This window comes from Streptomyces cahuitamycinicus, assembly GCF_002891435.1.
GTDB lineage: Bacteria > Actinomycetota > Actinomycetes > Streptomycetales > Streptomycetaceae > Streptomyces > Streptomyces cahuitamycinicus.
The window spans coordinates 1-10,169 of record NZ_POUC01000297.1; the positions used below are offsets into that span (position 1 = coordinate 1).

The following is a 10,169-nucleotide window of genomic DNA, read 5'->3' on the forward strand; positions in this document are numbered from 1 at the left end:
GGTAGGGGCGGCGGGGGCGAGTACCTCACCCCCGCGTCAGCGACAGCAGGTCCCGCGCCGGGCCCGTAGGGCGATGCCCCGTCGGCCACACCGCCCGCAGGTCCCGCGCCAGGGCGACCCCCTCCACCGGCACCGGCACCAGCCGCCGCATCGCCAGCTCCTCCCCCACCGCCAGTTCGCTCAGCACCGCCGGCCCCGCCCCGCTCACCGCCGCCGCCTTCACCGCCGTCGTGGACGACAACTCGATCAGCGGCCGGGCCAGCCCGCCGAGCGCCGCGTGCAGCACCTGCCGGGTCCCCGACCCCTTCTCGCGCAGGATCAGCGGCGTCGACGCCAGTTCCTCCGCGGCCAGCGACCGCCGCCGCCGAGCCCAGGCGTGTCCCGGCGCGGTCACCACTATCAGCCGGTCGTGGGCGATGACCGCCGAGTCGAGACCGGCCGGCACCGACAGCCCCTCCACGAACCCCAGATCCGCCTCGTCCGACAGCAGCCGCTCGGCCACCACCGTCGAGTTGCCCGCGTGCAGCGACACCGCCGTGTCGGGCCGCTGCGCCCGGAGCGCGAGCAGCCAGCCCGGCAGCAGGTACTCGGCGATGGTCATGCTCGCGGCCACCCGCAGCCGGGAGTCACGGCGTACACGCAGCGCCTGCGCCCCCACGTCGAACGCCTCCGCCGCCTCCACGATCCGCCGCGCCCAGTCCGTCACGAGCGCCCCGGCGTCCGTGAGCCGGGACCCGCGGGGCGACCGGTCGACCAGCGCCACACCGAGCTGCCGCTCCATCGACCGGATCCGGCTGCTGGCCGCGGGCTGGGTGATGCCGAGTTCCCGCGCCGCACCGCCGAGGCTGCCGAGCCGCGCCACCGCCAGCAGCAGCTCCAGGGCGCCCAGATCCGGCACCCGGTGCCCCAGGGAAACGGAGACGGTCGGCCCGGTCTGCTCATCCGCGTTGCTCATAAACCCAGCTTATGCCGCCATAGAGGCATAGTCCCTGGTGGTGCGCCTGCCGCGGCCCCACCGTGGAAGTCATGGTCACCGCAGCCCGGCCCCTCGCACACCCGCTCTCCGTACGTCACCTCGGACCCACCTGGTACGCCACCGTGATGGGCACCGCCGTCGTCGCCACAGCAGGAGCCTCCCTCCCGCCGCACGTCCCGGGGCTGCGCGGGGTGCTCGTGGGGGTGTGGGCCCTGTCGCTCGCCCTGCTCCTGGTCCTGCTCGCGGGACGGGCCGTGCACTGGTACCGGCACCGGGACCAGGCCCGCGCCCACCTCCTCGACCCGGCGACGGCGCCCTTCTACGGCTGCCTCGCCATGGCCCTGCTGGCCGTGGGCGGCGGTGCCCTGACCGTCGGGCGGGACGTGATCGGCCTGCGGGCGGCCGTGGCGCTCGACGCCGTGCTGTTCACCGCCGGTACGGCGACCGGCCTGGCCGCGGCCGTCGCCGTGCCGTATCTGATGGCCGTACGGCATCGCGTGGAGCCGGGGCAGGCGACGCCCGTGTGGCTGCTGCCGCTCGTCGCGCCCATGGTGTCCGCCGCCGTCGGGCCGCCGCTGGTGCCGTATCTGCCCCCCGGTCAGGCCCGGGAGACGATGCTGCTCGTCTGCTTCGCACTGTTCGGTCTGAGCCTGCTGGCGACCCTGGTCATGCTGCCGCTGGTCTTCGCCCGGTCGCTCACCGGCGGGCCGCTGCCCCTCGCTCTCACCCCGACGCTGTTCCTGGTGCTGGGCCCTCTCGGGCAGTCCACCACGGCCGTGGGCGCCTTCGCGGACGTCGCGCCCGGGGTCGTACCGGAGCCGTACGGCGAGGGTTTCGGAGCCCTCGCCGTGCTGTACGGCGTACCCGTGATGGGGTTCGCGCTGCTGTGGTTCTGCCTGGCCGCCGCCCATGTGCTGCGCGCCCGGCGGCACGGGATGCGGTTCTCGATGACCTGGTGGTCGTTCACCTTCCCGGTCGGCACCTGTGTCACGGGCGCCGAGGCGCTGGCCCGGCACACCGGGCTCGTGGCCTACGGGGGGCCGGCGGTCGTGCTGTACGCGGTGCTGGTCGCGGCGTGGGTCACCGCCGTCGTGGGCACCGCGCGCGGGCTGCTCAGGGGCGAGCTGCTCGCAGCGCCCGGCCCAGTACCCGCGGTGCCTCGGCCAGTGACGGCCCGTACCACGTCAGGTGCCGTCCGCTGACGAGCGCGCAGGGCAGGCCGGGGAACGCCTCGGGGCCGTCGTCCGCGGTGAAGCGGTACGGCTCGTCCGGGAGGACCACCACGTCCGGTGCCGAGGCGCGGAGTTCCTCCAGCGGAACACGGGGGTAGCGGTCGGGGTGGGTCGCGTGCGCGTGGTCGACGCCGAGTCGGGCGAGGACGTCGCCGGCGAAGGTGTCGCGGCCCAGGACCATCCAGGGGCGGCGCCAGATCGGTACGACCGCCGTGAGCCGAGTTCGCGGCTCCGGCAGCGACGACCAGGTCTCCTCCGCCTCGTCCAGCCAGCGCGGGCGGACCGTCACCCCGCAGGCGGTCAGCACCCGGGCCAGTTCCCGGAAGGCCTGCGGCACGTCGCGGATCTCCGTCACCAGCACCTCGACGCCCGCAGCACGCAGGGCCGCGAGGTCGGGTGCGCGGTTCTCCTCCTCGTTGGCGATCACCAGATCGGGCGCGAGGGAGATGATCCGTTCGGTCTTCGGGTTCTTGGTGCCGCCGACGCGTACGACGTCCAGGCCGGGCGGATGCGTGCACCAGTCGGTGGCGCCGGCCAGGGCTCCGGGCGCGGAGCGGGCCACGGCCTCGGTCAGCGAGGGGACCAGCGAGACCATTCTCACCGGCGTGGCCGGTCCCGGACCGCCTCGATGTGCTCCGCCACGGCGACGACGATCACGCGGGTGTCCGACTCGGCCGCCCGCCAGCGGTGCCGTACGCCGCCGGTCAGGTACAGCGTGTCGCCCCGGCCGAGGCGGTAGGCGCGGCCCTCCGCCTCGATCTCCACCGCGCCGTCGGCGACGTACATCAACTGGTCGTTGCGGTACTGGAATTCACGGCCCGCGTCGTGGTCGCCGGTGAACTCGGAGGCGTGCATCTGGTGGTGTCCGCGGACCAGGGAGCGGGACCGGGGGCGGGGCAGCGGCTCGCCGTCGTCGCCGCGGACGACGTCCACGCTGCATGCCGGATCGGCCGCGGCAAGGAGCTCCACCGCCGTGGTGCGCAGGGCGTCGGCGACCTTCTCCAGGGAGCTGGTGCTGGGCCGCGCCCGGTCGTTCTCGATCTGGCTCAGGAAAGGGACCGACAGGCCGCTGCGCGCGGACACGACGGCGAGGGTGAGCTCCAGCGCGCGGCGCCGTCGGCGCACGGCCGCGCCCACCCGAAGGGGTTGCTCTTTGTGGTCGCCCATCGCTCCGGCTCCCTCCTTCGCCCGTCGATCCGCTCCCTGTGCGGCGGTGTCCCGGCGCACTGCTCCTGTTGAGTTGTCTGCACCCTACGCATGTTCGGCAAACCGTTTCATGCGCCCGTCACATCGACCTCGTACCGGACGGTGCGCGACCTCACACTTCGCGCCAGGCGATCCGCCGCCGAAGGGGGCGGCGCAAGCCGTCCGCCCGCCGGAGGAACAGGCGTGGAGAGGGGGTTCTGGGGGTGACGTAGCGTTCTGTGGTTGTCCGGATCCCGCTCGTGATCGGGAGCGGGGCGGGACGCGGCGTGTCGCGCGTCCCACCCCGGAACCCTACTGCGGTGTCATCCGCCGCACCATGTCCGGGTGCTGCCGGAGCCACTCGGCCACAGCCTCTTCCTCATGGCCCTGGCCGCGGTTCTTGATCTCGCTCTCCAGGCTGCCGAGCTCGTCCTCGCTCATCCTGAAGTTCTTGATCCACTTCGTGAGCTGCGGGTACTCGGCGGGGAACTTCTCGTTGGAGATGGTGCGGATCGTGTTGCCCTCGCCGAAGGCCTTCCTCGGGTCCTTCAGCTTGGTCAGCTCGTAGTCGCTGTACGCCCAGTGCGGCGACCAGAGGGTGACGGCGATCGGCTCCTTCTTGGCGTACGCGCGCTTCAGCTCGGCGAGCATCGCGGGCGTGGAGCCGTCGACGACCTCGTACTCCTTGTCGAGGCCGTAGGCGGGCAGGACCTTGTTCTTCGCGAGGTCCATCTCACCGGTGCCCGGCTCGATGCCGATGATCTTCCCGTCGAAGGTGTCGGCCTTGCCCTTGAGGTCCTCCAGGGAGTCGACGCCCTTGACGTAGGACGGTACGGCGATCTCCAGGGAGGTCGGTTCGTACCAGGTGCCGAGATCCTTGAGCCGGTCCTTGTTCTTGTCCCAGTAGTTCTTCTGGGCGTAGGGCAGCCAGGCGTCGAAGTTGAGGTCGAGATCGCCCGAGGCCAGGCCGGTGTAGACGGGGCCGACGTCCATCTGCTTCAGGTTCAGCTGGTAGCCGCGCCGCTCCAGGACGTTCTTCCACAGGTAGGTGACGGCGATGTCCTCGTCCCAGGGGAACCACGCCACGTCCAGCGGTCGCTTCGCCTCGGCGGGCGTGCTGCCGCCGGTGTCCTTGACCGGGGCCATCTTGTCGGCGAAGCCGGGGTTCTGCTTCAGCCAGGCGCGCACGGCGTCCTGCTGGTTGCCCTTGCCGGCCTTGTTGATCTCGGCTTCGAGGCCGGTGAGCTCCTTCTCGCTCATCCTGAACTTCTTCAGCCACCCGGCGACCGTCGGGGCGTCGTCCGCGAAGCCCTTGCGGGACAGGGTGTGCACGCCGTCGCCCTTGCCCCAGGCACCCTTGGGGTCCTTGAGCTTCTTCAGGTCGTAGTCGTTGTACGCCCAGTGCGGAGACCAGAGCGTGACGACGACCGGCTTCTTCTGGGCGTAGGCGCGCTTCAGCTCGGCCAGCATCGCGGGCGTGGAGCTGTCGACGACCTCGTACTCCTTGTCCAGGCCGTACCCCTTGAGGACCTTGCTCTTGAGCAGGGCCATCTCCCCGGCGCTGGACTCGATGCCGGTGATCTTGCCGCCGAACCGCGACGCCTTGCCCTTGAGGTCCGCCAGGGAGTCGATGCCCTTCATGTAGGAGGGCACGGAGAGCTCCAGGGAGGTCTTGTCGTACCAGGCGCCGAGGTCGTCGAGCTGCTTGCCGTACTTCTTCCAGTACTGGGCGTGGGTGGTGGGCAGCCAGGCGTCCGTCTGGAAGTCGACGTCGCCCTGGGCGAGGGAGGTGTACAGCGGGCCCGCGTCGAACTGCTTGGCCTCGACCTGGTAGCCGCGCTGCTCCAGGACCTCCTTCCACAGGAAGGTGGAGGCGACGCCCTCGTCCCAGGGGATGTAGCCGATGCTGATCTTCTTGCCCTGGCCGACGTTCTTGCCGTTCGCGGCCGCCTCGGTGCCGGCGCCGCCACCGAGGACGCCCATGCCGCCCGCGGTGAGCGCCAGGACGACGACGCCGATCACGGCGACGGCCGGGCGGGGCCGGTACGACCAGATCTTCAGCCCTTGGGCGGCGCGCAGCCGGGCGGCGGTGCGGCGGCCGAGTGGGGAGACCTGGGTGCCCAGCGCGCTGGTCATGCGGTCGAGGTAGATCGCGAGGATCACGATGCCGACCCCGGCCTCGGCGCCGAGGCCGACGTTGAGCTGGCCGATGGCCTGGTTGACGTCGCCGCCGAGCCCGCCGGTGCCGACCATGCCCGCGATGGCGGCCATGGACAGTCCGAGCATGATGACCTGGTTGACGCCGGCCATGACCGTGGGCAGGGCGAGGGGGAGCTGGACGCGCAGCAGCGTGTTGCGGGGTGTGGTGCCGAACGCGTCGGCAGCCTCGACCAGGTCCTTGTCGACCTGGCGGATGCCGAGTTCGGTCATGCGCACACCCGGGGCGAGAGCGAAGATCAGGGTGGCGACGATGCCGGCGGAGGCGCCGGTGCCGAAGAAGAGGATCGCCGGGATGAGGTAGACCATCGCGGGCAGCGTCTGCATGAAGTCCAGGACTGGCCGGACCAGACCGCTGACGCGGTCGGAGCGGGCCGCCCAGATGCCCACCGGTATGGAGATCACCAGTGCGATGACGGTCGCCACGAGGACGAGCGCCAGGGTGATCATCGCGTTCTCCCACAGGTCGAGGGAGTCGATGAACGCGAATCCCGCGAAGGCGAGGACACCGGCGAGGGTGCCGCGCAGCCAGAAGGCGATCACGGCGAGGATGCCCGCGAGGAGCAGCGGCTGGGGGGCCTGGAGGACGGCGTTGATGCCGTCGTAGAGGCCGAGGAACACGGTCTTGCAGAAGTCGAACAGCCACCCCATGTGGGTGGTGAGCCAGTCGACGGCGTCGTTGACCCAGGTGCCGAGCTGAATCCTAGGCACGGGCGGTCACCTTCTCTCCGCCCTTGTCCCGCGGCGAGTCGCAGGGCTCCGGGGTGGCGTCCCGCTCGTCCCCGAGGAAGCCGACCAGGCGCTGCAGGGGCACGACGCCGATCAGCTTGTTGTCCTCGTCCACGACCGAGACGGGGTGGGAGAGCCGGGCGCTGATCGCGCACAGCTCCGTGAACGGGGTGCCGGTCGTGGCGGTCACGCAGTGGCAGCCGGGGTCGTCGGCGGTGACCGAGGTGTCCATCAGCTCGCCCGCGGTCAGGACGCGGGAGCGGTCGACGTCCTGGGTGAAGGAGGCGACGTAGTCGTTGGCCGGCCGCAGCAGGATGTCCTGCGCGGTGCCGTTCTGCACGATGCGGCCGTCGCGCATGACGGCGATGCGGTCGCCGAGGCGCATGGCCTCGTTCAGGTCGTGGGTGATGAAGACGATCGTCTTCTTCAGCTTCTGCTGGAGCTCCAGCAGCTGGTCCTGCATGTCGCGGCGGATCAGCGGGTCCAGGGCGCTGAAGGACTCGTCCATCAGCAGCAGGTCGGCGTCGGTGGCGAGGGCGCGGGCGAGTCCGACGCGCTGCTGCATGCCGCCGGACAGCTCGTCGGGCCAGGACTTCTCCCAGCCGGCCAGGCCGCACAGGGCGAGCGCCTCGTCGGCGCGGCGTACGCGCTCGGCGCGGGGCACGCCCTGCACTTCCAGACCGTAGGCGGCGTTCTCGCGCACGCTGCGATGCGGGAAGAGCGCGAAGTGCTGGAAGACCATGCTGATCTTCCTGGAGCGGACCTCGCGCAGTTCACGGTCGCCGAGCGTGGTCAGGTCCTGGCCGTCGTAGCGCACGTGCCCGGCGGTGGGGTCGAGCAGGCCGTTCAGCATGCGCAGCAGGGTGGACTTGCCGGAGCCGGACAGGCCCATGACGACGAAGATCTCGCCGGGTTCCACGGTGAAGGACGCGTCGATCACGGCGGCGGTCGCGCCCTCGGCGCGCAGCTCGTCCCGGTCGGCGGCCCCGTCGCGGAGCCGCCTGACCGCCTGGTCCGGTCTCCGGCCGAACACTTTGTACAGGCTCTCCGCCTGCAGCCTTGCTGACACGTGCACCTCGATTTCCACGGCAACCGAACAGAGCGAGAGCAGGATGCAAAAGTTGAAATGTGCAACCACCCTCGCTGCGGGGCGGCGCCTCCCCCCGATCCCGGATCCCAAACGCACAAGTGGGGCGCGTCACACATGAGACGGGTGACTGTCGGTGGCGTACGGCATGATGCCTGGCGTGACCGGACGACTGATGCTCCTCGACACCGCTTCCCTGTACTTCCGCGCCTACTTCGGCGTCCCGGACTCGGTCAGGGCCCCGGACGGCACGCCGGTGAACGCCGTGCGCGGACTGCTCGACTTCATCGACCGCCTGGTCCGGGACCACCGGCCCGGCCGGCTCGTGGCCTGCATGGACGCCGACTGGCGGCCGCAGTGGCGCGTTGAGCTGATCCCGTCCTACAAAGCCCACCGCGTCGCGGAGGAGCACGCGGTGGGCCCGGACGAGGAGGAAGTGCCCGACACCCTGTCGCCGCAGGTCCCGGTCATCGAGGCGGTGCTGGACGCGGTGGGCATCGCGCGCGTGGGCGTCGCCGGGTACGAGGCGGACGACGTGATCGGCACGTTCACCGCGCGGGCGCAGGGCCCGGTCGACATCGTCACCGGCGACCGCGACCTGTACCAGCTGGTGGACGACGCGCGCGGGGTGCGCGTGCTGTACCCACTGAAGGGCGTGGGCACGCTGCAGCTCACCGATGAGGCATGGCTCCGTGGGAAGTATGGGGTCGGCGGCAGCGGGTACGCGGACCTGGCCCTGCTGCGTGGCGACCCCAGCGACGGCCTGCCGGGAGTGCCGGGCGTCGGTGAGAAGACGGCCGCCAAACTGCTGGCCGAGTTCGGGGACCTGGCCGGGATCCTGGCGGCGGTCGAGGACCGGCGGTCGAAGCTGACGCCGACGCAGCGCAGGCGGCTGGACGAGGCACGCCCCTATCTCGCGGTCGCGCCGAAGGTGGTCCGGGTCGCGGACGACGTGCCGTTGCCGGACGTCTCCACGGCACTGCCGCGGGCGCCGCGCGATCCGGCGGCGCTGGAGGCGCTGGCGGCCCGCTGGGGGCTGGGCGGATCACTGGAGCGCCTGCTGACGACTCTCGCGACCTGACCCTTTCGTAAGAGAACGACGTGAAGTGTCAGCACAAGAGGTGTGATGAGGGGCCGAGGTGCTAACTTAGGTTACCCTAACTATGTGAGACAGGGAGGTCCTCATGGCTGAGCGACCGGGACGACAGCAGCGCAGGGCACATTCCGCCCAGGTCGTCCGCACCGAACGGCTGACCCCGCACATGCAGCGTGTCGTGCTCGGCGGCGAGGGCCTCGCCGACTTCGTGGCGGGCGCGTGCACCGACCACTATGTGAAGCTGCTGTTCCCGCCGGAGGGCGTGACCTATCCGGAGCCCTTCGACCTGCAGCGCATCCGGGACGAGCTGCCGCGCGACCAGTGGCCGGTGACCCGGACCTACACGGTTCGCCATTGGGACGCCGAGCACCGCGAGCTGACGCTGGACTTCGTCATCCACGGCGACGAGGGCCTGGCCGGCCCGTGGGCCAGGCGCGTCCAGCCGGGCGAGACCGTGCGCTTCAGCGGACCCGGCGGCGCCTACGCCCCCGACCGGGACGCCGACTGGCATCTGCTCGCCGGTGACGAGAGCGCGCTCCCCGCGATCGCCTGTGCCCTGGAAGCACTGCCGCGCGGGGCCAGGGCGTACGCCTTCGTGGAGGTCTCCGGCCCCGAGGAGGAGCAGAAGATCGACTCCGACGTGGAGGTCGTCTGGCTGCACCGCGGCGCCCGCCCCCTCGGAGAGGCGCTGGTCGAGGCCGTACGGAACCTTGAGTTCCCCGAGGGCCGCGTGCACGCCTTCGTCCACGGAGAGGCGCACTTCGTGAAGGAGCTGCGCCACCTGCTCCGCGTCGAGCGCCCCGTCCCGCGCGAATCCCTCTCGATCTCCGGTTACTGGCGCCAGGGCCACAACGAGGACGGCTGGCAGGAATCCAAGCGCGAGTGGAACGCCCGGGTCGAGGCGGAGCAGGAGAGGGTGTCCGCGGCCTGAGGACGCTTGTCCTCACGAGGGAAGAGATGTGCGGGTACCGATCCGTGCGTGCAGATGCATGTCGTGCCATCCGTCCGGGTGCAGGACGGCGCTGCGCTTGGTGCCCTCCAGAGCGAAGCCGGTTCTCGTGGCGACGCGGCACGACGCCTCGTTGGGCAGGGCGTGCAGGAGTTCCAGCCGGTGGAAGCCCGCCTCGTCGAGGGCCCAGTTCGTGAGGGCGGTCGTGGCCCGGGCGGCGACACCCCGGCCCCGGGCCGCCGGGACGGTCCAGTACGCCATCTCCGCCGTCCCGTCGTACAGCCGTAGCTCGCGCAGCGCCACCCGGCCCAGCAGCGTGTCGGAGTCCGCGTCGGCCACGGCCCAGTGCGCGGCCTGCTCTCCGTCCCACGCCTGATGCCACTCACGGATCCAGGCACCGACCTCGTCCACGGAGTCGGCGGCCCGGGCGTGCCACCGGTGCATCAAGGGGTCCTGGAAGACCTCGTACACCGCGGGCGCGTCCCCGGCCCGCCAGGGGCGCAGCAGGAGGCCGCCGTCGGCGGGGAGAGCGGGCTGGGGGCGGCTTGCGAGCGTCCCGGCGGTCAGGACCGGGCTGGTGAGGAACGGCATCTCCCCATCCTGCAAGGTCCGGCCGGGCGCTCCCACGGGTTTTCCACCCTCGCGCACCGGCCTCGTACGCTGGGCCTCGATGAGACGCAAGAGCCCCACCCCTCCCT

9 protein-coding genes are annotated in these 10,169 nt (G+C 71.5%); 3 read left to right on the top strand and 6 right to left on the bottom strand.

Annotated features, from left to right (window positions below):
• Positions 1-25: 25 nt before the first annotated feature.
• Entirely contained in the window at positions 26-955 is a 930-nt protein-coding gene (locus tag C1J00_RS30195) for a LysR family transcriptional regulator (RefSeq protein WP_102912167.1), read from the bottom strand.
• Positions 956-1,026: 71 nt separating this feature from the next.
• Between C1J00_RS30195 and C1J00_RS30200 the strand changes: the two genes are divergently transcribed.
• Positions 1,027-2,178, top strand: coding sequence for a TDT family transporter (locus C1J00_RS30200; protein WP_102912168.1), 1,152 nt, complete (start codon positions 1,027-1,029; stop codon positions 2,176-2,178).
• Here the strand turns inward: C1J00_RS30200 and C1J00_RS30205 are convergent.
• The 4 genes from C1J00_RS30205 to C1J00_RS30220 all read right to left on the bottom strand — a co-directional run bounded on the left by C1J00_RS30205 (position 2,090) and on the right by C1J00_RS30220 (position 7,408).
• Positions 2,090-2,809 (bottom strand): helical backbone metal receptor, encoded by a 720-nt coding sequence (locus C1J00_RS30205; RefSeq protein WP_102912169.1) that lies wholly within the window; start codon positions 2,807-2,809, stop codon positions 2,090-2,092. The genes C1J00_RS30200 and C1J00_RS30205 overlap by 89 nt on opposite strands.
• A complete protein-coding gene (locus C1J00_RS30210) occupies positions 2,806-3,375 on the bottom strand; it encodes a helix-turn-helix domain-containing protein (protein ID WP_102912170.1) in 570 nt (189 codons plus the stop codon). The genes C1J00_RS30205 and C1J00_RS30210 overlap by 4 nt, the downstream gene beginning before the upstream one ends.
• 330 nt (positions 3,376-3,705) lie before the next feature.
• Complete coding sequence (locus C1J00_RS30215) at positions 3,706-6,321, bottom strand: ABC transporter permease/substrate binding protein (RefSeq protein ID WP_102912171.1); 2,616 nt, start codon at positions 6,319-6,321, stop codon at positions 3,706-3,708.
• Positions 6,314-7,408, bottom strand: coding sequence for a quaternary amine ABC transporter ATP-binding protein (locus tag C1J00_RS30220; protein ID WP_102912174.1), 1,095 nt, complete (start codon positions 7,406-7,408; stop codon positions 6,314-6,316). Before C1J00_RS30220 ends, C1J00_RS30215 begins: the two co-directional genes overlap by 8 nt.
• Before the next feature lie 169 nt (positions 7,409-7,577).
• Between C1J00_RS30220 and C1J00_RS30225 the strand changes: the two genes are divergently transcribed.
• Both C1J00_RS30225 and C1J00_RS30230 read left to right on the top strand, forming a co-directional pair.
• Entirely contained in the window at positions 7,578-8,507 is a 930-nt protein-coding gene (locus C1J00_RS30225) for a 5'-3' exonuclease (protein WP_245936566.1), read from the top strand.
• Positions 8,508-8,610: 103 nt separating this feature from the next.
• Positions 8,611-9,453, top strand: a complete 843-nt coding sequence (locus C1J00_RS30230; RefSeq protein ID WP_102912172.1) for a siderophore-interacting protein — start codon at positions 8,611-8,613, stop codon at positions 9,451-9,453.
• A 12-nt stretch (positions 9,454-9,465) separates the two neighbouring features.
• Here C1J00_RS30230 and C1J00_RS30235 read toward each other — a convergent pair whose 3' ends face one another.
• Positions 9,466-10,062 (bottom strand): GNAT family N-acetyltransferase, encoded by a 597-nt coding sequence (locus C1J00_RS30235; protein WP_102912173.1) that lies wholly within the window; start codon positions 10,060-10,062, stop codon positions 9,466-9,468.
• Between the last annotated feature and the right edge of the window lie 107 nt (positions 10,063-10,169).

What these genes read in the sequence shown, in the direction of transcription:
- C1J00_RS30195 (WP_102912167.1), bottom strand. Translation starts at nt 955, where the DNA reads ATGAGCAACGCGGATGAGCAGACCGGGCCGACCGTCTCCGTTTCCCTG.
- C1J00_RS30200 (WP_102912168.1), top strand. Translation starts at nt 1,027, where the DNA reads ATGGTCACCGCAGCCCGGCCCCTCGCACACCCGCTCTCCGTACGTCAC.
- C1J00_RS30210 (WP_102912170.1), bottom strand. Translation starts at nt 3,375, where the DNA reads ATGGGCGACCACAAAGAGCAACCCCTTCGGGTGGGCGCGGCCGTGCGC.
- C1J00_RS30225 (WP_245936566.1), top strand. Translation starts at nt 7,578, where the DNA reads ATGCCTGGCGTGACCGGACGACTGATGCTCCTCGACACCGCTTCCCTG.
- C1J00_RS30230 (WP_102912172.1), top strand. Translation starts at nt 8,611, where the DNA reads ATGGCTGAGCGACCGGGACGACAGCAGCGCAGGGCACATTCCGCCCAG.
- C1J00_RS30235 (WP_102912173.1), bottom strand. Translation starts at nt 10,062, where the DNA reads ATGCCGTTCCTCACCAGCCCGGTCCTGACCGCCGGGACGCTCGCAAGC.